The sequence below is a fragment of the Paraburkholderia caffeinilytica genome (assembly GCF_003368325.1).
In the GTDB taxonomy this organism is placed as follows: Bacteria; Pseudomonadota; Gammaproteobacteria; order Burkholderiales; family Burkholderiaceae; genus Paraburkholderia; species Paraburkholderia caffeinilytica.
This window is the reverse complement of the sequence record NZ_CP031467.1, coordinates 3,107,834-3,131,023: the sequence shown is the minus strand read 5'-3', so window position 1 is coordinate 3,131,023 and position 23,190 is coordinate 3,107,834. Positions and strand designations below refer to the sequence as shown.

Below are 23,190 nucleotides of genomic sequence, written 5' to 3'. Positions count from 1 at the left end.
TGCGTCAGTTGCTGCGGTCGCAACTGCGGTCGCAGCGGTTTGCCGACGCGATCACCGTAACCATCGAGCACCCGTGCTGTATGCAACCGCAGCCTGTCAGGCCACGCCGGCTCACCCGGCCAACGTGAAAAACTAGGCCTTCAGCACAGTGCGCGAGTGCCGCTCGATGTTCCAGTTCGGCTCGGTCTCCAGCAGCAACGCGCGCAACCGCTCCACCTGTTCGGCCAGGCGCTGCCCGAGCCAGTAAGGCCCCTGCAAGTCGGGCGGCAGTTCGAGCGCGGCGTCGCTACGCACCGGTGCGAGCGGCGACGCGGCGGGAATGCCGAAGTGCGTCGCGCGGCCAAAGCGCAGGCCGCGCGCTATTGCCAGCATAATGCCGCGCACGGCGTGCACCTCGTCGCCGCACTCCCGCGCATACGCGGCACGCGCCACGGCATCGGCGCGCATCAGCGGGCCGGTCGCCAGCAATTCCAGCGAACTGAGCACCGAGCGATGCAGCCGCTGGATTTCTTCGAGCCGGGCCTGCGGCACATCGATCTCTTTCGCCACCGAAGGCATCAGCGAGCGCAACTGCACCAGCCGCTTGTTGATCGCGAGGAAGCGTTTGACCTGTTCATCCTCGCTGATCGTTTCGCCTTCCAGCAAACGGGTGTAGATCCGCGCACAGTCGCGCAGATTGGCGGCAATCCCATAGCGCCACGAATAAGTCGCGTGCAGCGGCAACGCGAATGAAAACGCCAGCGCGATCACAATGCCGATCAGCACGTTCAGCGTGCGCCATAGACCGACGTCGATCAGATTGTCGCCATGACCCGCGACGACGCACATCGTGATCGCCGTCAGCAGGCCGATGTATCCCGACGATCCAATCGCGAACCACGCGCAGATCCCCGCGACGATCGACATCAGCACGTAGGTGAGCGGCAGCGACCCGGTCAGATTCTGCGTCAGGATGAGCAGAAGCCCGATCGCCGCGCCGAGCAGCGTTCCCGCCGCCCGGTCGGCGGCCTTCTTGCGGATATTGCCGTGATGCTGCAAGCCGCCGATCACCACCAGCAAGGTCACCGACGACCAGATGCCATGTGGAATGTTGATACCGGTGGTCGCGAGAATCGACACCAGCATCGCGACACCGACGCGCAGGCTATGGAGTACCTTCGCGTGGCGATAGCGATAGTACGGCGACGTGATCGTTCGCACCATGCGGCTAATGGCCGAGCGGCGGACAACGACGCGGGGGGAATCGGCAGAAGCCATGGCTCGCGCGACGGACGCTTTGAAGGACAGTTCCGCTATCGTGCCCTGGAGTACCCCGGAAAGACAAACGCCCGCAAACTTTTGTCCGCGGGCGTTGCTTTTCCGGCGAGATGGGACGGCTGACCTAGCCTTCGACCACGTCCAGGTAGTCTTCCGGACGGGTACGGTCCTCGGCGCGCTGCATGCCGAACATGCGCACCAGAAGGCTCACCACCACCGACACCACCAGGTTGACGATCAGCGACCACACCGCCGCGTAGCCCGGAATCGCCATGCCGAACAGATGGATCGTGAAGATCGAGCCCGCCAGCTTCAGCGAAATCGCCATCCACGTGCCGGTTGCGATGCCGGCCGCCCAGCCGATCAGCAGGCCGCGGTAGTCGAGCACGCGCGTGTAGAGACCCAGCACGATGGCCGGCAGCGTCTGGATGATCCAGATGCCGCCCAGCAGTTGCAACTGAATCGCATACGTGAGCGGCAAGCCGAGAATGAACGCCACCGCGCCGACCTTGACGATCAGCGAGACCAGCTTCGCGACGTTGGTCTCCTGCTCATGCGTCATGTTGCGGTTCACGAACTCCTTGTGGATGTTGCGCGTGTACAGGTTCGCTGCCGCGATCGACATGATGGCCGCCGGCACCAGCGCGCCGATACCGATCGCCGCGAACGCCACGCCGACGAACCACGACGGGAAGAAGTGCAGGAACAGCGCCGGCACCGCGAAGTTCGGGCCGAACGCCTTGAAGTACGGCGCGAACTCCGGCATGTCCTTCACGCCCGAAGCCAAGGCCATGAAGCCGAGCAGCGCGAGCAGGCCGAGCACCAGCGAGTAAGCCGGCAGCATCGCCATGTTGCGGCGGATCGTGTTACCCGAATTCGACGACAGCACCGCCGTGATCGAGTGCGGATACAGGAACAGCGCGAGCGCCGAGCCCACCGCAAGCGTCGCGTACGCGCTGTAGCCGTTCAGGCTCGAAACATCCGGCGCCTTCAGGAGCAGCTTGGCCGGCGGCACCGCGCTGAAGATGTGGCCGAAGCCGCCCAGTTGCGGTGGAATCACGATGATCGCGGCGAAGATCGTGATGTAGATCAGGATGTCCTTGACCACCGCGATCATGGCCGGTGCACGCAGGCCCGACGTATAGGTGTACGCCGCCAGAATCGCGAAGGCGATGATCAGCGGCAGATCGCCGACGAAGCCTTGGGTGTCGAAACCCAGCGCGCCGATCACCACTTCGATACCGACCAGTTGCAGCGCGATGTACGGCATCGTCGCGACGATGCCGGTCACGGCGACCGCCAGCGCCAGCATGCGGCTGCCATAGCGAGCGGAAACGAAGTCGGCCGAAGTCACATAGCCTTGCCGTTTGGCGATGCTCCACAGTTTCGGGAACACGACGAACGCGAACGGATAGATCAGGATCGTGTACGGCAGCGCAAAGAAACCCGTTGCGCCCGCACCGAATACCAGCGCCGGCACGGCGATGAAGGTGTAGGCGGTGTACAGGTCGCCGCCCAGCAGGAACCACGTGACGATGGTGCCGAAGCGCCGGCCGCCGAGGCCCCACTCTTCCAGGTGGGCGAGGTCGCCCCTGCGCCAGTGGGCCGCGATAAAACCGAGAATGGTGACGCCGATGAAAAACAGGACGAAGACGAAAGTTGCGGTGGCGTTCATTATTGTGCGCCCCCTTGCGAGCTGCCCGATGAGCGGGTCTTGGTCTTGAAGTACACGAGCGCCGTGATGATCGCGCTGATCAGCACCCAAAGGAGCTGGTACCAGTAGAAGAACGGAAAATCGAACAGCTGCGGTTCGACCTTGTTGTATGACGGCACCCAGATCATCGCGATCCAGGGCAACAGCAGCAACCAGAGCCAGTGCTTGCTGGCCTTGTTCGCGTCGGCGTCGTGAGCCATGACGTCTCCTCTTCCCTATTATTGAAATGTTGGCCCGTGTGTGGACGGGTGGTGGATGTCCCGTCGCAGGTAGGCCACGGGCACCCCGAAAGCTTCGAAAGAGTATAGGAGCCGAGAACGTCCGGTCAAGCAGGGACGACCCGAGGCGCAAAGGTGCTGCTGGGGCGCGCGGGGCGGCGATTTAGCAGAGATGAGAGGTGGCGCGAGACGGCTGGACGCGGGGGCTGGGTCGCCGATGGGCGACATGCGTGTTGGGTATTCAGCGAATCGAACCGGCCCGCCCCATTCTCACATCAAACCGAGAACGAACTGCCGTTCTGCCCGGTCGATTCCTGCAGCCCCTTGATCCACTTGCGCGCCGGCAAACCGAGCTCCGCTTCGATCAGCTTCGCGCGCGCTTGCAGTGTCGTGAACGGCACGTCGAGCGCCGGGCCCGAGAAGGCGATTGCGATGCGGTTGCCGTCATGCACTTCCGGCAGCGCGACCACGCGGCCGTCGAAGGCTTCGTTCAGACGCTTCATGTTGCGCACGAAGCTCGGATGATCGCCGAACAGGTTCACCGTCACCACGCCCGCGCCGGTCAGGCACGCGCGCACCGCGCGGTAGAAACCGACACTGTCGAGCACCGGGCCACGCGCGGTGGCATCGTAGACGTCGATCTGCAACGCGCCGATCGTGCCATGGTTGGCGCGGTCGTTGACGAAGTCCCATGCGTCCATTTCGTGCACGGTCAGACGGGCGTCGTCGTGCGGCAGGTCGAACATCGTGCGCGCGGCTACGACCACCGCCGGGTTCAGCTCGACCGCCTCGACCTTTGCGCGCTTCAGGAAGCGGTGCGCAAATTTGGTCAGCGCAGCGGCGCCCAGACCGAGCTGGACGATACGCTTCGGCGTTTCGATGAACAGCAGCCAGGCCATCATCTGCTGCGCGTACTCGAGTTCGATGTGATCCGGCTTGCGCAGACGCATTGCGCCTTGCACCCATTCCGTGCCGAAGTGCAGGAAGCGCACGCCGCCCTCTTCCGAGAACGTGACCGGCGCGAAACGCGGCTTGCGCGGCGCTTCGATTTGCGGCGCGTCGTGCAGGTCGTCGTCGTGCGGTGCGCGTTTTTTATTGCTCGCGGCTTTCTGTTTGTTCAGCGCAGCGCCGCCGGCGTCAGCGTGTTTGTTGCGGAAAGCGCGCGCTTCAGCCGAGGCGCGCTTGATCAATTTCGTCATGTAAGGATGTCGCGCCAGAGACGCAATTTTTGGTCGAACGAGAGCATAGCATTCGCCGGACTCGACGAAGGCAATACGAGGGTGGCGTAGCCGGCTTCGCCGATCACCGGCGCAAAGCGGCCCGCCGTCTTGCCGTTGAAGCAGACCTTGCGCAGCAGCGGCGCGTGCTCGCGCAGAGACGCGAAGTCATTCGGTTGCGCGTTGCGGATGGCGGCATCCAGGCTCCCCTCGCGATGGCACGCGGCAAGCACGTCCCATACGCCGATGCCGTGCGAAAGCAAACGCCGTAACCGCGCTTCATAGGCGAGTTCGGCGAGCGGATCGTCGAGCACGGTGCCGAGCAAACGCCAGAACTGGTTGCGCGGATGCGCGTAATACTGCGTCGCCGCGAGCGATGCCTCGCCGGGAAAGCTGCCGAGAATCAAGGTGTGCGTATCCGCCGCGACGACGGGAGGAAAGCCGCGCAGCATCAGCGCTGTTCCTTATGGTCCGATACCGGCGGCACGTGACCGGCTTCACGTGCGTCCCGTTCCGACAGCTGTCCTGGCTCCGCACGCGGCGCGCCATGGGCGCGCGACGCCGTATGCTCGAGCGGCCGGCCGTGTTCCCGCACATGCGTGCGCGGCGATGGGTGCGCATGAGCGGACGCTGGCTGCGCAGACGGCATACGGGCCGACAACGCCAGATGCGCCCAAAGCGTCGGCAACATGCATTCGGTCACCATCAAAGGCGCACCGTGGCGCTCGAACACCGAGCGGCGCGCAACCAGCGCGTGCGGCGGCGGCGCGCCGATCTCCTGCTCGGCCAACCGGTACAACGGATGACGTGCCGTCAATCTGCGGCTCACCAGCGACGAGCGCGCGACGCTGCTATCGCTGTACAGCAACTCGGCGAGCGGCCGCGTACGCAACCGCCGCGTGGCCTGCCATACGCCGACGCTCGCGGCGAGCGGCGCCACGCTGTGCGCCGCGACAAACGGCACGCCGTCGACCGACAACACCACTTCCCGAACCCACACCGGCGCGCGCGGGGCGAGACCCAGCGCGGCGTACTCGTCCGCCCACGGCAGCGCGACGGCTTCGCGCGTCACGCGCACCGCAACCGCGCCGAGCGTGCGCAAATGCGCGGTCAGCGATCCACCGCGGGTCAACCAGTCTTTCTGGGCGGTACTGAAGCCGGGTAAGGGCGCGACGCGCCAGTGGGCGTCGGCGGCATCGAAACGGATAGGCATGGTGTCGGATTATAACGGCGCCGTTGTCAGAGGATCGCGAGTCCCGCGTCTGCAGTTCCAGCGAGGATGTCAGGCGATCGCGATGTCAGACGGAATCGCATCAATCAGCCTAACGATTTCGGACAGTTCCGATTCTCCTCGTCCAGCGACGCGCGATACAACCTTCGTGCTTTAACAAATCGACGGTCCGCCCGCGATCGAGGGGCGCACCATGTGATTGAATATTGATGGAGAAAAAGAACCATGAAAACGTTCCTGGGCACTACCGTATGCGCAATGTCTGTCGTGCTGATGGCGGGTTGCGCGGCACCGCTGGACCGCGACAAGGAAACGTCGTTGAACAAGGCAGTCGGCATCGAAGTCGCGCCGGTCGCTAACGGTGTTTCCGTCCGGCTGCCCGAAGCCGCGCTGTTCGAGTTCGGCAAATCCGACGTGCGCGGCGATGCGGCGGCCGTCATCAATCGTTCGGCCGTTCTGCTCAAGCGCAGCAAGAAGCCGGTGCTGGTCGAGGGCTACACCGACAATGTCGGCACGCTCGACTATAACCAGCAGCTTTCCGAAGCGCGCGCAACGGCGGTAGGCTACGCGCTTGTGGCGCGTGGCGTGCCGATGGAGCGGATCCGGACGAAGGGCTATGCCTATGACAACCCCGTCGCCAGCAACGATACCGCCGAAGGGCGCGCGCTGAACCGCCGCACCGAGATCGTGGTGCGTGGCGAAACGATGGATACGCTGATGGGGCGGTAGCAGGCATTCGCGATCCGATGCCAGTTTCGTAAAAACGCCCGCATCATGCGGGCGTTTTTACGTGTGCGTTCTTATCGGGGCGACCTTACGGCGTCCAGGCGATAAGCGATTCGCGCGAACATCTATCGAGTGCTTAACATCGTCCGCAAACGGGCCGTCACTCGCTCAACGACCGGCTCCCATGCACCCGGCTGCGGTTGCCGGAACAGATCAACCGAGTCGTACCACGGTTGCGCCTCCTCATTGCCCCACGCCCAATGCGACACGTGGTCGAGCATCGCCAGCACCGGGCGCCCCAGCGCGCCGCCCAGATGCAAAGGCGCGCTGTCGATCGTGACCACGGCATCGAGCGCGATCGCGTGCGCGGCCACATCGTCGAAACCGGCCTCGTAGTGCGCAGTCAGATCGCACACGCGATAGCCCTGCGCGCTCAACGCCGCGACGTCTGCGTGACGGCCCGGCGTCAACGGATGAAACACCACATTGGGTAGCGCGAACACCGGGGCCAGTGCTGCAAGCGGAATCGATCGTTTCGCGTCGCGCCGATGCGTCGGGCTGCCCGACCAGACAAGGCCGACATGCATTCGCGCCGCCGCGCCACCCCAAGCGCTGATCCGCTCGCGCCATGCGGTCACGCGACCTGCATCGGCCGATAGATAGGCAGCGCCGCGCACCTGATCAGGCTGCAAGCCAAGCACCGACGGCACGCTCATGATGGGCAAGCCAAAGTGGGGCTTGCCGAGCGGCCCGTCCTCGATGGACACGCAATCCGCGTAAAAGCGCGCAAACAGCGGCTGTAACGCGCGGCGCACCGCGAGCACAAGCCGGCCGCCCTCGTCGCGCACGCGTGCCGCCAGTTCGTGCACGAGGCGCACCATCTGGATGTCGTCGCCGCTGCCCTGTTCGCTGTGCACGATCAAGGTCTTGCCGGCCAGCGGTTGACCCTGCCAGCGCGGACACAGCCGTTCCATCACCGTCACGATGTTGTTCGACTCGCGATCGTCGCGCATCAGACGCGCCGCGAAGTGCGGCCATGCGCTCGACCAGTCGCCACGCCGCAATTTCAGATCGGCCAGATCGACGGCCGCCTGCGTCGCGGACGGATCGAGCGTGAGGGCTGCCTGCAGCGCCGCTTCGCTGTCGGCAAAACGCGCCTGCTCGGCGAGATACATGCCGATTGCGCCCAGCACGTGAGCATTGCCGGGCGCGGCGGCATCGACCGCGCGCATGGTTGCCTCCGCTTCTGCGGCGTCGTTGCACTGCCATTGCGCATGGCTCAGTTGCCAGGCGATTTCTGCATCGGCGGGATGGCGCGCCAGCATCTCGCGACAAACGCGTTCGACCGTGGGCCAATCGCGGATCGCACGGAAAGCCAGCACAAGCTGCAACGGCAACGCGGGATTGATCGCCGGATCGAGCGCATAGGCGCGCAACAGCGCCGCGCGCCGCTCGGCGCGCGCGCTCGCATCCGGCGACGCTGCAAGCGCGATCGCCAACCACCAGGGGGCGCGGGCATCCTGTTGCGCATGCTGCTCAAACGCGCGCAACATGTGCGCCGCCGCCGAATGCGCGCCGCAGCGATCGATCAGCCAGACGATCCATTCGACCGTCACAGCCGACGACTGAGCGGCTACCGCCAATTCGCTGTTGCGCTGGGCGGCGTCAGCGCGGCCGAGCGCGTCGGCGAACAGGGCTACCCGGGCGTAACGCGCGCCGTTCGCAGCCGCTTGGATCTGCGCCTGTGTTTGCGCTTGCATTTGATCTTGCTGCTGCGCTTGCGTCTGCGCCCGCGCCCGCGTCTGCGTCTGCGTCTGCATCTGCGATGCACTGTGATAGGCGGCTTCGAAACGCCCCGCCCCCGCGCACAGGTCTGCGTGCAATTGCGGCGTGCTCCCCTCTACGACGAGTTCGAGGGCTCGTCGCTCAGCGGCGTCGAAACCTTGCTCGCGCAAGATCGACCACAGAAGAAACACGGGATCGGCTGGTTTCACCAAGGTGGAATCGGACATAGGAAGACAGAAAGTTGTCGCGACGCGGAAGCGCGCAATCGCAGAAATAAGATTCAGTGCATAAACAGCTTAAAGATTGCAAACAATCCTTGATGCATCTGAATTTTGAACGCGCCAGCATAAGACAAAAGCGTCCTTTTACATCTCACAAATCAATCTCAATTTACTGTTGTTGAATACACTTGATTAGTTAACCATAATTATTTCAGGCCGATGTTTCGCAGGCCGCAAGCATCGTCCGGATCGAAAACAAACACAAAGGAGTAAGGCTTGAATACTACGAACTCAAAAGAAACGTCTGACCGCATCGCCCATTTGGCTGCGGTCGTTTTGCGGCGCCCGAGCGCCCTGCATCAGGAAAAGGAACTTGCCGGGTCCGCGCTCGCACAGCACCACACGTCGAAACAGACCAGCACGGCGATCGGCAGCCTCGCTGCGAAAGTACTGGCCGACCATCATTCCTGCATCGAAGCAAAGGAACTGGCGGGCTCCGTACTTTCCCAAGTGCGTCATCTGCATGGACAAGCGCCTGCACACTAAGGCCTTGCCACAGCCCGTTCGTGCACCTGGGAAAACCTGCCGCCGGACAGCCTGGCGGTGAAGAGGCATAGGGCAAAAAAAATGCGCTGCCAAGGCAGCGCATTTTTCAACCGCAAGCGTCAAAGCGACGCCGAACCAAGCTCAATTCAAACTCGAAAACTCAACCTGCACGCGCCAACAACAACGCATTGGTCCGCTTCACAAAGCTGGCGGGATCTTCCAGCGCGCCGCCCTCGGCAAGCAGCGCCTGATCGAACAGCAGATGGCACCAGTCGTCGAAATTCGCGCTGTCCGCATGCAAGCCCTTCACCAGCGCATGCTCCGGATTCACTTCGAGAATCGGATGGAACGACGGCGCTTCCTGACCGGCCGCCTTCAGCATACGTTGCAGATAACCGCTCATTTCGCCGTCGTCGGCCACGAGGCAAGACGGCGAATCGGTCAGGCGGAACGTCAAGCGCACGTCCTTGGCCTTGTCCTTCAGCGCTTCTTTCATCTTGTCGACGAGCGGCTTGAATTCCTCGCCGACCTTCTCCTGCGCCTGCTTTTCTTCGTCATTCAGCGCACCCAGATCGAGATCGCCGCGCGCGACGCTTTGCAGCGGCTTGCCGTCGAATTCGTTCAGGAACGACAACATCCATTCATCGACGCGATCGGTCAGCAGCAGCACTTCCACGCCCTTCTTGCGAAATACCTCGAGATGCGGGCTGTGGGTCGCGGCCTGCCAGGTGTCGGCGGTCACGTAGTAGATCTTCGTTTGCTCAGGCTTCATGCGCGACACGTAGTCGGCGAGCGAAACCGTCTGCTCCGGCAATTCCGTATGCGTCGACGCGAAACGCACCAGCTTCGCGATGCGCTCGCGATTGGCGAAATCTTCGCCAATGCCTTCCTTCAGCACCTGACCGAATTCCTTCCAGAAGCCGGCGTACTTTTCCTTATCGGCCTCGTTCTCCGAGTTCGCCAACTCTTCGAGCATCGACAGCGAGCGCTTGGTCACGCCTTCGCGGATCGCCTTCACGTCGCGGCTTTCCTGCAGGATTTCGCGCGATACGTTCAACGGCAGATCGGCCGAATCGACCACACCCTTCACGAAGCGCAGATACGCCGGCAGGAGTTGCTCGGCGTCGTCCATGATGAACACGCGCTTCACGTACAGTTTCAGGCCGGCGCGATGATCGCGGTTGAACAGGTCGAACGGCGCATGCGTCGGGACGTATAGCAGTTGCGTGTATTCGCTGCGGCCTTCGACGCGGTTATGCGTCCACGTCAGCGGGTCCTGATGATCGTGCGAGAGGTGCTGATAGAACTGCTTGTACTGTTCTTCGGTGATGTCGTTCTTCGAACGCGTCCACAGCGCGCTCGCCTGATTGACGGTCTCGTCCTCGTCCTTCGTGACCATCTCGCTCTTTTCGGCGTCCCACTCTTCCTTCGCCATCAGAATGGGCAGCGCGACGTGGTCCGAGTACTTCTGGATGATCGACTTCAGACGATGCGACGACAGCAGCTCGTCTTCATCGGCGCGCAGATGCAACGTGATCGTCGTGCCGCGTGCGGCGCGTTCGATCTGCTCCACCGCGAAATCGCCCTCGCCCGCGCTTTCCCAACGCACGCCTTCCGAGGCCGGCAAGCCGGCGCGGCGCGTTTCGACCGTGATCTTGTCCGCGACGATGAAGCCCGAGTAGAAGCCCACGCCAAACTGGCCGATCAGCGCCGCATCTTTCTGCTGGTCGCCGGAGAGCTTGCCGAAGAATTCCTTGGTGCCCGAGCGCGCGATCGTGCCGAGGTTGGCGATCGCTTCGTCACGGCTCATGCCGATGCCGTTATCGTCGAGCGTGATGGTGCGCGCCGCCTTGTCGTACGAGACGCGAATCCGCAGATTCGAATCGTTTTCGTACAGCGCGCTGTTTGCGATCGCTTCGAAGCGGAGCTTGTCGGCCGCATCGGATGCGTTCGAGATCAGCTCGCGCAGAAAGATTTCCTTGTTGCTGTACAGCGAATGGATCATCAGGTGCAGAAGTTGTTTGACTTCTGCCTGAAAGCTCATGGTTTCTTGTGCCATGGTCGGACTTCCTCTCTGTTGCGAATGGGGTTCTAGTCGGGCGTGGCGCCGGGCTGTGCTGCGGGCCACGTCGGCCGCCGCCGGCGCTTTTTGCGCACCGGCGGGCCGGATCATCGGGCCGCCGGAAGCCGTGTAGCCGGATTGCCCGCCCATTTGGGGGCAATCCGGCGCGGTTTCAAGAGGCGCGCCGCGCGACGCTGTCCAGATAACGGCATAGGAACGTCGCCAGCTCGGGATCGCCGCAGTTGGCGATATTGAAGCGCATCCAGGTGGTTGGCGATTGCAGCGGAGAAAACAGACTCCCCGGCGTCAGCAGAAAGCCTTCTTCGTGGCCGGCAGCCGCAAGCGCGCTCGCATCGACGCCGGTGTCGGCCCACAGAAACATACCTGCCGTGGGCGTCAGAAACAGCTTCATGCCGGTCTTCTCGAGCATCCTCACCGATTTTTCGCGCACGCCGTCGAGCCGCGCACGCAGCCGCTCGACGTGCCGGCGGTAATGGCCCTCGGTGAGAATCTTGTAGAGCACGCGCTCGTTCAGTTCGGGGCTCGTCATGCCAACCAGCATTTTCTGATTGCTGACGGCCGTGGCCACCTCCGGCGCGCTGGCGATAAAACCCACGCGCAGATTGGGCGCGAGCGTCTTCGAAAAGCTGCCCAGGTAAATCACGCGCTTCAACTGGTCGAGACTCGCGAGGCGTGTGCCCGGATGGCTCGGCGGGCACAGATCACCGTAAATATCGTCTTCGACGACGATGAAATCGTAGGCCTCGGCAAGACGCAAAATGCGAAACGCCTGCGCGGCCGTGAGCGATGTGCCGGTCGGATTCTGCAGCACCGAATTGATCACCAGCATTTTCGGCCGCCAGTTCTGCACCAGCGACTCGAGTGCGTCGAGGTCCGGCCCGTCCGGCGTATACGGCATGCCGACCAGATGCGCGCCCTGCGACGCGAAACGCCCGAACATCTGAAACCAGGCCGGATCGCCGACGATCACCGCATCGCCCGGCTTGACGTAGATCCGCGAAATCAGATCGATCGCCTGGGTGATGCCGGACACCATCACGATCTGATCCGGCGAAGCGCCGATTTCCAGCTCCTCCAGCCGCGTCTGCAACTGCTGGCGCAGCGGCAAAAAGCCCTGCGGCGTGCCGATGCCGAGCATCTGCGCGCCGCTTTGCCGGCCGAGCGTGCGCAGCGCGTTGGTGATCAGATCGCCGTCGAGCCAGCGGCCCGGCAGGTAGCCCAGGCCCGGACTGCGCTCGGGGCGCGCGCCGGTGTGCAGCATGTTGCGCAGCAGCCAGACGACATCGATCGTGGCCGGCGCGGGCGCCGCTGCGGCGATCGTGCGGATTTCAGCCGTCGGCGTACCGGTCAATCGTTCGCGTACATAGAAGCCGGAACCGCGCCGCGACTCCAGGTAACCCTGCGCCACCAGCCGTTCGTACGCCTCGACCACGGTGAAGCGCGATACGCCCTTGTCCAGCGCCAGCTTGCGGATCGACGGCATGCGCATGCCGGGACGGAATACGCGCTCCTCGATGCGACGGCACGCCCACTGGACGAGCTGCTCGACCAGCGTCAGCGACGTCGTATCGTGCGGGGTGGGAATCTGGGCAAGCGGGACGGACATGGCGGGCTCCAACTGTACCGAACGGTATCGAATCGATTGTACCGTTACTGTGCCGGTGGCCACCGTTACATTTAAGGCTACATTTAAGATAAGCAACGGATGATGACGCGGCGCGGGCAGCATGGACCGCACGCGAGCGACTTCGGGGAGGACCCGCCCAAACGCCATCCGCCTGGCCCGCCGACCCGGCAAACGGTTATGCTTACGACCCCGGCAACGCTGCTGCCGCACCCGGCGCGCGTTCCGGCTTACCGCAGAAACCGTTTTCCCGATCCGCCACATGACTGCCCATTCGCTCCGAATCGATCACCTCGTGATTTCCGCCCGTACCCTCGACGAGGGCACGCAGTACGTCGCCGACACCCTTGGCGTCGCACCGGCCGGCGGCGGCGCGCACCCGCTGATGCGCACGCACAATCGCCTGCTGAACCTGTGGGGCGGCGTGTATCTGGAAGTGATCGCGGTCGACCCGCAAGCGGCGGAAGCCGCGGATGGCGCCGCGCCCCGTGCCCGCCTGTTCGCCCTCGACGACCCGGCAACGCAGGCGCGGCTCGAAAAAGGGCCGTACCTGTCGCACTGGGTGGCCCGAGTCGACCGGCCGAAGCAGCTCGCGACATGGCAAGCGCAGTATCCGCAGCGCATCGCGCCGATCGTGCCGATGACGCGCGGCGATTTCACGTGGAGCCTGTCGGTGCCTGACGATGGCGCCTTCCCCGCGTGGCAAGGCGCCGGCGACGGCGTGCTGCCGTCGCTGATCCAGTGGGACACGCCGCGCCATCCGTCGGCGGTCTTGCCGGAAACGGGCATTGCGCTGAAAGCTTTGAAAGCGATTCATCCACAGGCCGACACGGTCGCCGCGCAATTGCATTGGCTGGGCGCGGCGCACCTGCTCGCCCTCGAGCCCACGGAAGGCGCAGCGGCGCTCGTCGCCGAGTTTGAAACACCCGAGGGTCTACGGACCCTTAAATAAGCAGCGCGCGCGGGTCGCCGACTCGCGCGATAATTGAAGTTTTGACCGGTTCCAGAGATACCAGCAGAGGAGACCATGGACCAAAGCGACCTGAAAGCCCCCACGTGGCAACTGTCCGAACGCGCACGCAAGCTCACGAGCTCGGCGATCCGCGAGATCCTGAAGGTCACGGAACGGCCCGAAGTCATTTCGTTCGCGGGCGGCCTGCCCTCGCCGGCTACCTTCCCGGCCGAACGCATGCGCGAAGCATCCGACCGCATCCTGCGCGACGCGCCCGCCGCGGCGCTACAGTACAGCGCGACCGAAGGCTATTTGCCGCTGCGTGAATGGATCGCGCAACGCTACTCGGTGAACGGCGCGCAGATTCGTCCCTCGCAGGTCCTGATCACGACCGGCTCGCAGCAGGCGCTCGACCTGCTCGGCAAAGTGCTGGTGTGCCCGGACAGCCCCGTACTGGTCGAAACGCCTACTTACCTCGGCGCGCTGCAATCGTTCTCGATGTACGAGCCGCGCTACGTGCAGGTGCCGACCGACGAGCAAGGCCTGATCCCCGAAGCGCTCACCCCCGAACTGACGGCCGGCGCGCGTCTGCTGTACGCTCAACCGAACTTCCAGAATCCGACGGGCCGCCGCCTGCCGGTCGAGCGCCGCCGCGCATTGGCCGCGTTCGCGAAGACCGCGCCGTTCCCGGTGATCGAAGACGATCCCTACGGCGCGCTCGACTACGCAGGCGAACCGCTGCCCACCATGCTGTCGATGGCGCCGGATCACATCGTCCATCTCGGCTCGTTCTCGAAAGTGCTGGCGCCGGGTCTGCGGGTCGGCTACATCATTGCGCCCGAAGAATTGATCTTCAAGCTCGTGCAAGCCAAGCAGGCCACCGATCTGCACACGCCGAGCTTCACGCAACGCATCGTGTACGAAGTGATCAAGGACGGCTTCCTCGACACGCACGTGCCGACCATTCGCGAGCTGTACCGCGACCAATGCGCGGCGATGCTCGCCTCGCTCGAACGTTACATGCCTGAAGGCGTAAGCTGGAACCGTCCGGAAGGCGGCATGTTCGTGTGGGTGAATCTGCCCGCGCAGATCGACAGCATGAAGCTGCTCGAGGAAGCCGTCGCGCAGAATGTCGCGTTCGTGCCGGGCGGTCCGTTCTTCGCGAGCGAAGCCCAACACAATACGTTGCGCCTCTCGTTCGTCACGGTGCCTCCAGCCAGGATCGACGAAGGCGTGTCGCGTCTCGCGGCGCTGATCCGCGCGAAGGTCTAAGCGACGCCGGCCACCCCGCCGGGCTACCGAACTCCACTACCGATCAAGGACAGACACCATGGCTCAAACAAATGTGTACGACAAGCTTAAGGAACTGGGCATCGAACTGCCGGCCGCAGGCGCGCCGGCAGCCGCCTATGTCATGAGCGCACAAAGCGGCAACACCGTGTACCTGTCGGGCCACATCGCCAAGAAAGACGGCAAGGTGTGGGCCGGCAAGCTCGGCGGCACCCTCTCCACCGAAGAAGGCAAGGCCGCCGCGCGCGCCATCGCGATCGACCTGCTCGCCACGCTGCATGCGCACGTGGGCGACCTGAACCGCGTCACGCGCATCGTCAAGCTGATGAGCCTCGTCAACTCGACGCTCGAGTTCACCGAGCAGCATCTGGTGACCAACGGCGCCTCCGAACTGATCGCGGACGTATTCGGCGAGCGCGGCAAGCATGCGCGCTCGGCGTTCGGCGTGGCGCAGATTCCGCTCGGCGCGTGCGTCGAGATCGAGATGATCGCCGAAGTCGAATAACAATCGCCAACAGGTTCGGCCGCCGCTTCACCGGGCCGGCCGTCCCGAGCGTACTGAACGCGTCGCGAGGTGTCCGTCACCTGCGGCGCGTTTTGCATTTGTGGCAAGGTAGATCGTTCTGTTGCCACCAGGTAGAATCCGCCAAGCCTATCAATTTGCCGGATTCGCCGGACTTCGCCCGATGACCGCTCACACCGTTGGTTTCAAACAAGTCGACATGTTCACGTCGGTGCCGTTCAGGGGCAATCCGCTTGCGGTCGTGTTCGATGCCGATGCACTCGATGCGGATCAGATGCAGGGCACCGCGCTGGGCCGTGCCGGCAACGTTTCGGTGCACTACGGCGGCGCAGCCGGCAAAACGTGGATCGGGGGGCCATCGGTAACGATCGTCGACGGCAGGTTCCGGCTGTCATGAACGCCGCAGCGCCCGATTGCGGGGTAGCGCGCGCCGGCCTGCCGCTGAATGCCGCCCGTGTTTGCCGCTTCAGGCCACGCTTAACAACAAAATGCCGCACCGTTTGCGCGACTAATGCGCTATGCATGACGAGAGGCTTGGTACACCTGAATTCCAGATCCCGATGAAATATTCGATAACAACTGCCAGGCCGCGGCCCCAAGGCCGGCTGCGCCGGCTGCGAATTCAGCTGACCGGGGCGGCCAGCCGCGCCCGCGTATACCCGATGCGTGGACCCTTCCTTAATCCAGTGGCATTAAGTAATATCGAAACGTACCCGATGACCTGCGGATGGTCAGGCACGACGCCACGCTCCCTTCCCCTGCGCAGCAGTACCGGCACCTTGGTCACCATGCAGCCACCCATGAAATTAGCGCAGTCAATGCTCGCGCAGTTGCAACTGGCCGGCACCAGGGAACGGGCCGCCCGATGAGCCAGTTCCGCTTCTCCGACCAGCGCGAAGCCAAACCCCGCCGCGATCCTGCTGTGTCGCGCCGCCGTGCCTTGCTCGCCATTCCGGCGCTCGGCGTGCTGGTGCTGATCCTGCTTTGGACCGTGATCTTCGCGCGCCTGTCGGTTGAGAAAGAAGCCACCTATCGTGAGGCGATGGCCTCTGCCGCGATTCTCTCCGCGGCGCTGGAACAGCACACGGTCAAGGCGATTCACCAGGTCGACCAGATCACCCGCTTCGTCAAATTCGAGTTCGAAAAAACGCCGAGTCATTTCGACCTCGCCAGCACGGTGGAAAAAGGCGTGGTGCAAAGCGAGACGCTGGTGCAGGTGTCGCTGATCGACGAGCACGGCACACTGATCGCCAACACGGCCGAACTCAATCCCAAGCACATCGATTTGTCGGACCGCGAACACTTCAAGGTCCACGAACACGAAAACGACGACCAGTTGTATATCAGCAAGCCGGTGCTCGGCCGCGTATCCGGCCACTGGACCTTGCAGATGACGCGGCGCCTGAATCATCCCGACGGCTCGTTCGCGGGCGTCGTGGTGGTCTCCGAAGATCCGAGCTATTTCACCAGCGACTTCTACAACAACGCGGCCATTGGCCGTGAAGGCGTGATCGCGGTGATCTCGGACAACGGCGCGGTGCTGGCGCGCCGCACGGGCAGCGTCGACACCGCCAGCGGCTCGTTCTCGGCGAGCGGCTCGTATCCGACCTCGGAGCATGTGTCGGGCACCTACGTCGATTCGATCGACAACGTCACGCGCATCGTCTCGTACCGGCATATCGACGGCTATCCGCTCGGCGTGCTGGTGGGTCTGTCGCAAGCCGAGGAATTCGCCGACTACAACCACACGCGCAACGTCTATCTGCTGATGGCAGGTTTCATCTCGCTCGCGATGCTGAGCTTCTTCGCGGTCGCCACCGGTTTGATCGGCAAGCTGCTCGGGCGCGAGCGCGAGATGACGCATCTGGTCGAATACGATCTGCTGACCGGTTTGCGCAATCGCTATGCGACGCTGCAAACACTACGGCACGACGTGGCGCAGCACTCCAATCTTGGGCGCCTCGCGATTCTTTTCATCGACCTCGACAACTTCAAGACCGTCAACGACACGCTGGGCCACAACGCCGGCGACATCGTGCTGCAAATGACGGCCTCGCGCCTCGCCACCGCAGTCGGCGACAGCGGCGCGTTGAGCCGCATCGGCGGCGACGAATTCGTCGTGGTGCTCAAGGGCGACGATGTCGAGAAGCGCGCCGTCACGCTCGCCGAAGCCGCAGCCGAAGCGTTCGCCAAGCCTTTCGAAGTGCGCGGCAGTTCGTTCGTGCTGCACGCGAGCATCGGCATCGCACTCTACTCGGTCGCCAATGAGAGCGAGATCGACCTGTTGAAAAAGGCCGACCTCGCGATGTACAGCGCGAAGGACGCGGGCAAGAACTGCTACCAGTTCTATTCGCCGCAGTTGTCGCACCGCGCGGACCACCTGATGAAGTGGGAACAGCAGTTGCGCGTCGCGCTCGCCGAAGGCCAGCTGTTTCTCGCCTATCAGCCGAAGATCGACCTGACGCGCCGCTGCATCACCGGCTTTGAAGCGCTGGTGCGGTGGAATCATCCGCAACACGGCTTGATTCCGGCGAACGAATTCATTCCGGTCGCGGAATCGACCGGACTGATCGTACCGATCGGCGACTTCGTGATCGAAACCGCGTGCCGTCAACTGGCGTTGTGGCAACAACAGGGCTTTGACACGCTGTCGCTCGCGGTCAACATCTCCGCGGTGCAGTTCTGGCGCGGCGATCTGTACGAAACCATCTCGCATGCCATCGAGGAAAGCGGCATCTCCGCGCGCCGCCTCGAGCTCGAAATCACCGAGACGGCAATGATGGAATATCCCGAACTCGTGTCGGAGAAAATCTTCGCGTTGAAGCGTCTCGGCGTGCGCATCGCGCTCGACGACTTCGGCACGGGCTATTCGTCGCTCTCCTACCTGAACCGCTTCTCGGTCGATACGCTGAAGGTGGACCGATCGTTCGTGCAGGCGATTCCCGGCGACCGCAGCGTCTGCGTGATGGTCACCGCGATCGTCAACCTGGCGCGTTCGCTCGGGCTCACGGTGGTGGTCGAAGGCACCGAGACCGAGGAGCAGATTGCGTGGCTCGCCGCGCTCGGCCATATCGAGGCGCAGGGTTTCCTGTTCTCGCGTCCGGTGCCGGTCGAAGCGATTCCGGCGCTGCTCGAACGCTTCGGCGTGTGCGGCATGAAGGGGCACCGCGCCGCGCATGACGTCGACAGTACGCGCAGCGTGTCCAGCACCAGCACGAGCACCAATAGCTGAACGCGGTCCGTCGGTGGCGCGCCCGTCACGCACAGGAGCGCCGCACGCAGCCTATGAGCGTATGGGCTGCGGCCCCGCGCTTATCCCACCGCAGTGTCGCAAAACCGGCTACATTCACGCTGTAATGCGTCACTGCGCGATGCCGGCTACCGGCCGCGCCAACACACACAACGACGATCTTAAAGGGCGGGCCGCCCGTGTACGGGGGTTCGCGGCGCCATGCAGTCGATCACAAACCAGAGTGCCGCCAGACAAGGAAAACGGGAACCGCTATGGACGTTGTTCCGGGTCGTGTTCGGCCTGTCGGCGCTGTCGTGGGGTGGTCTCGCGCTGATGGCGCAACTTGAAAACCACTACGTGGAACGCGAGGGACGGCTCTCGCGCGTGGCCTTTTCCGATCTGATCGCGCTGGCCTGGATGGTGCCCGGGCCGGTGGGCTGCAATGTCGCCGTGCAACTTGGGCACGCGCTGCGTGGACGCGCCGGCGCCTGGGTGGCGGGCGTCGCAAGCGTATTGCCTTTTTTTACCTTGATGACGCTGTTCGCGATTTTCTATCGCACACCGCTCGTGCGCGCCGCGGCCTCGCAAACTTTGCTCAATCATTTCAGCGTGGTGCTCGCCACGCTGATCGCGATCACCTGGTACAAACAGACGCGCGCGCTGGTGCGCGGCAAGCTCGAATGGACCGCGGCGGTGCTCGGATGTGTGGCGCTCTTCTACGCGCACAGTCCCGCGGCCTATGTGTTGATGCTCAGCGCGGCCTTCGGCTCCGGCTGGCTGGCCAGCCCGGTTCGCAATACACGCATCGCGGTGTCGCTCGACCGCGGCGACTGGCGCTTGCTGGGCGCATTGAGCGTGCTGCTGGTGTTGTTCGCCCTGCCGTTGCCGCATCGCTATGAGCTGGCGCTGCTATGGCCGCGGCTGGCCGGTGCGGGCATGACCTTGTTCGGCGGCGGCTTCTCGGCGTTGCCGGTGCTCAAGACGCTGTTTGTCACGCCGGCGATCGGTGTGTCGGATAACGACTTCACCTTGGCGTTTTCGCTCTCTCCGTTGTCGCCCGGACCGCTGTTGAATGTGGTGCCGTTCTTCGGCTATCTGGTGGATGGCTGGGCAGGTGCGCTGATTGCGACACTCGCGCTATTTGTGCCGTCGGGCTGCCTGGTCGTGCTGGCGCAGCGTCATCTGCATCAGTTGAAGGCCAATCCGCGCTTCGAACACGGCATGCGGATCCTGCGCGCGGTCACCACCGCGTTTCTCGCGGTGGCCGTGCTGCGCATCGTAGGGCATGTGCCGTTCAAACCCGTGTATCTGGTGACGGCGCTATTCTCCGGCCTGTGCTTCGCGAAGCTCAAGTTGCCGGTGTATGCGGTGTACGGGACGGTGGCGGTTGTGTGCGGGCTGTGGCTCGCCTACAGCGCGATGCAGTAGGCGGCAGCGTGGTCGACGCCGGATAGCCGGCCTTCAGAACCCGCGCGACAGCACCGCCACGCCGATCGTCACCACGCCCAGCACGATATTCACCAGCACCAGACGCCGGATCGTGCCGACCGCTTGCGCGCCGTCCGGCCACTTCTGTGCCTGCACCGCACGGCGAATGCGCGGGAACACGGCAAAGCGAATGTGCCCGAAGATCAGCATCATCACGATGCCGAGGCCGGCCATGGCATGCAAGGGCCATGTGGCGTGACCGCCGCCGAATTGCGTCAGCAGGAAACCGCCGGTAAGGAGAATCACCAGCACGGCTGCGGCGACCCAGTTGAAGAAGCGGCTGAACACCGATTCCCACAATGGCAAGCGCAGTTGCGGCGAAAGATCGGCAATGGCCGGACGCAGACAGAAATGCGCGAACACCATCCCGCCCACCCACACTGCGACCGCGAGCAGATGCAAAAACAGCGCGAGTTCGACAGCTTTGTTCATTTTGTTTTCCTCTCCCGACGACGCCACGCCGCTTATGACGAGTGATATTTGTAGCGGCTATTGAGCGCATTCGACCGCGCGCTATGCGTGCAGTTCCATGAACAGGCGGCGTCTTGACATTCTTTGTAGTTGTTATTGCAGCACGTCCGATACCGCGACGGTACTGCACCCCGGATTTCTGCTACGCGCGGCGTGTGCTTCAAAGTGCGCGTTGTTGCTGTTTGCGCTCTGAAGCACACGCCGCGTTCATGCCTGGCTTTACGCTACTTCTCGTGACTCGCCACTCGGTACTCGGTATTCGCCGCGATTACGCAGCGAGTACCGGACGCATACCGTCGAGCTTCATCTTGCTCTCAGGCGCGCGCCCCTTGCGCGCCCGCTTGCCGACGTGCGGCGTGAGCGTGGCGCCGCTCAACTTCTCTTCGTCGATACGGCCGCCGCGACGCGTGCCGATCAGCACCACGCCCGCCTTGTTGATGGACAGCGCCTGCAGCAGCGTTTCGTTGTCCTCGAGCGCCATCAGCGTGACGCCGCGTCCGCCGCCCGAGAGCGTCTTCATTTCGTCAAGGCCGAACACCAGCAGACGTCCGCCTGAAGACAGACACGCAATGTGCGTCGCATCCGGCAGCATCGGCATCGGTGCGAGCGGCGCGGCGCCCGCGTCGATCGTCATGAACGATTTGCCGGCCTTCACGCGGCTCACCATATCGCCGACCTTGGCAACAAAGCCAAAGCCGTTGCTCGATGCGAGCAGCAATGCCTGGTCCGCGGAAGCCGCGTAGTAATGCATCAGGTGGCTGCCCGATTCGAGCTCGATCAGCGACGTCACCGGCACGCCATCACCCCGTCCGCCCGGCAGCATCGCCACCGCCACCGAATAGACGCGGCCATTGCTGCCCCACGCGACCAGCGTGTCCGGCGTGCGGCACTGGAACGCTGCGTAGAGCCCGTCGCCGGCCTTGAACGTGAAGCCGGCCACATCCAGCCCGTGGCCCTTCAGCGCACGGACCCAGCCCTTCTGCGACACCACCACCGTAACCGGCTCGTCGACCACGCGCGCTTCGAACGTGGCGCGCTTTTCCTGCTGGATCAGCGTGCGGCGCTCGTCGCCGTATTGCTTCGCGTCGCCTTCGATTTCCTTGATGAGCAATCGCTTCATCGCGGACTCGCTGCCGAGCAGTTCTTCGAGCTTGGCCTTCTCGTCGCGCAGTTCGGACAGTTCCTTCTCGATCTTGATCTTCTCGAGCCGCGCCAACTGACGCAGGCGGATTTCGAGAATGTCTTCGGCCTGGCGATCGGACAAGCCGAACGCGGCGATCAACGCAGCCTTCGGTTCGTCCGACTCGCGAATGATGCGGATGACTTCGTCGATATTCAAAAAGACGATCATCCGGCCTTCGAGGATATGAATCCGGTCGTCGACCTTGCTCAAGCGATGACGCGTGCGGCGCGTGACCGTCGCAAAGCGGAACGCGATCCACTCGTGAAGGATTTCGCTCAAGCCCTTCTGGCGCGGCCGGCCGTCGCCGCCCACCATCACCAGATTCAGCGACGCGTTCGATTCGAGGCTCGTATGCGCGAGCAGCGAATTGACGAACTCCGTCTGATCGATGCGGCTCGATTTCGGCTCGAACACGAGGCGCACCGGCGCATCCTTGCCCGATTCGTCGCGCACGGCGTCGAGCAGCGCGAGCATGGTCTGCTTGGTCTGCAGTTGTTCGGGCGTGAGCGCCTTTTTGCCGAGCTTGATCTTCGGGTTGGTCTGCTCTTCGATTTCCTCGAGCACCTTCTGCGCGGCCGTATTCGGTGGCAGTTCGGTAATCACCAGTTGCCATTGACCACGAGCCAGCTCTTCGATCTTCCAGCGCGCGCGCACCTTCAGACTGCCGCGGCCGCTTTCGTACGCGGCGGAAATCTCCGCTTCGCTCGAAATGATCTGGCCGCCGCCCGGGAAGTCCGGCCCCGGAATGTGCTGCATCAATTCGTCGTGCGCGATCTTCGGATTGCGGATCATCGCCACCGCAGCCGCTGCGACTTCGCGCAGATTGTGCGATGGGATCTCCGTGGCCAGCCCCACTGCGATGCCTGAAGCGCCGTTCAGCAACACGAACGGCAAGCGCGCGGGCAGTTGCCTCGGCTCTTGCTCAACGCCGTCATAGTTGGGCATGAAATCGACCGTGCCCTGGTCGATTTCGTCGAGCAGCAACTTCGCGATGGGCGTAAGACGCGCTTCGGTGTATCGCATCGCCGCCGCGCCGTCGCCGTCGCGCGAACCGAAGTTGCCCTGGCCGTCAATCAACGGGTACCGCATTGCAAAGTTCTGCGCGAGGCGCACCAAGGCGTCGTATGCAGACTGATCGCCGTGAGGATGATACTTACCGATCACGTCGCCCACCACGCGTGCCGACTTGACCGGCTTGGCGTTGTCGCTTAGACCCAGTTCGTTCATCGCATACAGGATGCGGCGCTGCACCGGTTTCTGCCCGTCGCAGACATCCGGCAGCGCACGCCCCTTCACCACGCTCACGGCGTATTGGAGATACGCACCTTCCGCGTAATTGCCGAGCGTGAGAAAGTCGCCTTCCGGGGGCGGCGGCTCGGTGAAAAGGTCGAGAGTGTTATCGTCGTCCATCTAGATTCCGTATCCGTGT

18 protein-coding genes and 1 pseudogene are annotated in these 23,190 nt (G+C 63.5%); 8 read left to right on the top strand and 11 right to left on the bottom strand.

Annotated elements, in window-relative coordinates; genetic code table 11:
* Nucleotides 1-132: 132 nt before the first annotated feature.
* The 6 genes from DSC91_RS30265 to DSC91_RS30240 form a co-directional block, all read right to left on the bottom strand.
* Nucleotides 133-1,257: an FUSC family protein gene (locus DSC91_RS30265; RefSeq protein ID WP_175171922.1), complete on the bottom strand. Its 1,125-nt coding sequence runs from the start codon at nt 1,255-1,257 to the stop codon at nt 133-135.
* A gap of 124 nt (nt 1,258-1,381) precedes the next feature.
* Complete coding sequence (gene mctP / locus DSC91_RS30260) at nt 1,382-2,932, bottom strand: monocarboxylate uptake permease MctP (RefSeq protein WP_115782225.1); 1,551 nt, start codon at nt 2,930-2,932, stop codon at nt 1,382-1,384.
* A complete protein-coding gene (locus DSC91_RS30255) occupies nt 2,932-3,171 on the bottom strand; it encodes a DUF3311 domain-containing protein (protein ID WP_115782224.1) in 240 nt (79 codons plus the stop codon). The genes mctP and DSC91_RS30255 overlap by 1 nt, the downstream gene beginning before the upstream one ends.
* Nucleotides 3,172-3,464: 293 nt before the next feature.
* Nucleotides 3,465-4,388 carry a class I SAM-dependent methyltransferase gene (locus tag DSC91_RS30250; RefSeq protein WP_115782223.1) on the bottom strand — a complete coding sequence of 308 codons (924 nt, stop codon included), beginning with the start codon at nt 4,386-4,388 and terminating at the stop codon, nt 3,465-3,467.
* Nucleotides 4,385-4,858, bottom strand: a complete 474-nt coding sequence (locus tag DSC91_RS30245) for a DNA-deoxyinosine glycosylase (RefSeq protein ID WP_115782222.1) — start codon at nt 4,856-4,858, stop codon at nt 4,385-4,387. Before DSC91_RS30245 ends, DSC91_RS30250 begins: the two co-directional genes overlap by 4 nt.
* A complete protein-coding gene (locus DSC91_RS30240) occupies nt 4,858-5,619 on the bottom strand; it encodes a chorismate--pyruvate lyase family protein (protein WP_115782221.1) in 762 nt (253 codons plus the stop codon). Before DSC91_RS30240 ends, DSC91_RS30245 begins: the two co-directional genes overlap by 1 nt.
* Nucleotides 5,620-5,862: 243 nt before the next feature.
* On the opposite strand from DSC91_RS30240, the gene DSC91_RS30235 reads away from it, so the two are divergent.
* Nucleotides 5,863-6,366, top strand: coding sequence for an OmpA family protein (locus DSC91_RS30235; RefSeq protein ID WP_115782220.1), 504 nt, complete (start codon nt 5,863-5,865; stop codon nt 6,364-6,366).
* Nucleotides 6,367-6,488: 122 nt separating this feature from the next.
* Here DSC91_RS30235 and DSC91_RS30230 read toward each other — a convergent pair whose 3' ends face one another.
* Nucleotides 6,489-8,375 carry a tetratricopeptide repeat protein gene (locus DSC91_RS30230; protein ID WP_115782219.1) on the bottom strand — a complete coding sequence of 629 codons (1,887 nt, stop codon included), beginning with the start codon at nt 8,373-8,375 and terminating at the stop codon, nt 6,489-6,491.
* A 270-nt stretch (nt 8,376-8,645) separates the two neighbouring features.
* Here DSC91_RS30230 and DSC91_RS38360 point away from each other — a divergent pair, with 270 nt between their 5' ends.
* On the top strand, nt 8,646-8,915 hold the full coding sequence (locus DSC91_RS38360) for a hypothetical protein (protein ID WP_115782218.1): 270 nt from the start codon (nt 8,646-8,648) through the stop codon (nt 8,913-8,915).
* Between the two features lie 160 nt (nt 8,916-9,075).
* On the opposite strand, the gene htpG is transcribed toward DSC91_RS38360, so the two are convergent.
* Both htpG and DSC91_RS30215 read right to left on the bottom strand, forming a co-directional pair.
* Nucleotides 9,076-10,974, bottom strand: coding sequence for a molecular chaperone HtpG (htpG, locus tag DSC91_RS30220; protein WP_115782217.1), 1,899 nt, complete (start codon nt 10,972-10,974; stop codon nt 9,076-9,078).
* A gap of 175 nt (nt 10,975-11,149) precedes the next feature.
* Entirely contained in the window at nt 11,150-12,604 is a 1,455-nt protein-coding gene (locus DSC91_RS30215) for an aminotransferase-like domain-containing protein (protein ID WP_115782216.1), read from the bottom strand.
* Between the two features lie 280 nt (nt 12,605-12,884).
* Here DSC91_RS30215 and DSC91_RS30210 point away from each other — a divergent pair, with 280 nt between their 5' ends.
* The 6 genes and pseudogenes from DSC91_RS30210 (at nt 12,885) to DSC91_RS30185 (ending at nt 20,047) form a co-directional block, all read left to right on the top strand.
* Complete coding sequence (locus DSC91_RS30210) at nt 12,885-13,574, top strand: VOC family protein (RefSeq protein ID WP_115782215.1); 690 nt, start codon at nt 12,885-12,887, stop codon at nt 13,572-13,574.
* A gap of 75 nt (nt 13,575-13,649) precedes the next feature.
* A complete protein-coding gene (locus tag DSC91_RS30205) occupies nt 13,650-14,846 on the top strand; it encodes an aminotransferase-like domain-containing protein (RefSeq protein ID WP_115782214.1) in 1,197 nt (398 codons plus the stop codon).
* A gap of 58 nt (nt 14,847-14,904) precedes the next feature.
* Entirely contained in the window at nt 14,905-15,369 is a 465-nt protein-coding gene (locus tag DSC91_RS30200) for a RidA family protein (RefSeq protein WP_115782213.1), read from the top strand.
* 181 nt (nt 15,370-15,550) lie between these two features.
* Nucleotides 15,551-15,676 (top strand): annotated as a pseudogene (locus tag DSC91_RS30195) (PhzF family phenazine biosynthesis protein); the annotation flags it as partial.
* A 576-nt stretch (nt 15,677-16,252) separates the two neighbouring features.
* Nucleotides 16,253-18,619 carry a bifunctional diguanylate cyclase/phosphodiesterase gene (locus DSC91_RS30190; protein ID WP_115782212.1) on the top strand — a complete coding sequence of 789 codons (2,367 nt, stop codon included), beginning with the start codon at nt 16,253-16,255 and terminating at the stop codon, nt 18,617-18,619.
* A 219-nt stretch (nt 18,620-18,838) separates the two neighbouring features.
* Nucleotides 18,839-20,047 carry a chromate transporter gene (locus DSC91_RS30185; protein WP_115782211.1) on the top strand — a complete coding sequence of 403 codons (1,209 nt, stop codon included), beginning with the start codon at nt 18,839-18,841 and terminating at the stop codon, nt 20,045-20,047.
* Nucleotides 20,048-20,080: 33 nt separating this feature from the next.
* Here DSC91_RS30185 and DSC91_RS30180 read toward each other — a convergent pair whose 3' ends face one another.
* Together DSC91_RS30180 and parC are read right to left on the bottom strand one after the other, a co-directional pair.
* On the bottom strand, nt 20,081-20,539 hold the full coding sequence (locus tag DSC91_RS30180; RefSeq protein ID WP_115782210.1) for a CopD family protein: 459 nt from the start codon (nt 20,537-20,539) through the stop codon (nt 20,081-20,083).
* A 307-nt stretch (nt 20,540-20,846) separates the two neighbouring features.
* A complete protein-coding gene (parC, locus tag DSC91_RS30175) occupies nt 20,847-23,171 on the bottom strand; it encodes a DNA topoisomerase IV subunit A (protein WP_115782209.1) in 2,325 nt (774 codons plus the stop codon).
* Between the last annotated feature and the right edge of the window lie 19 nt (nt 23,172-23,190).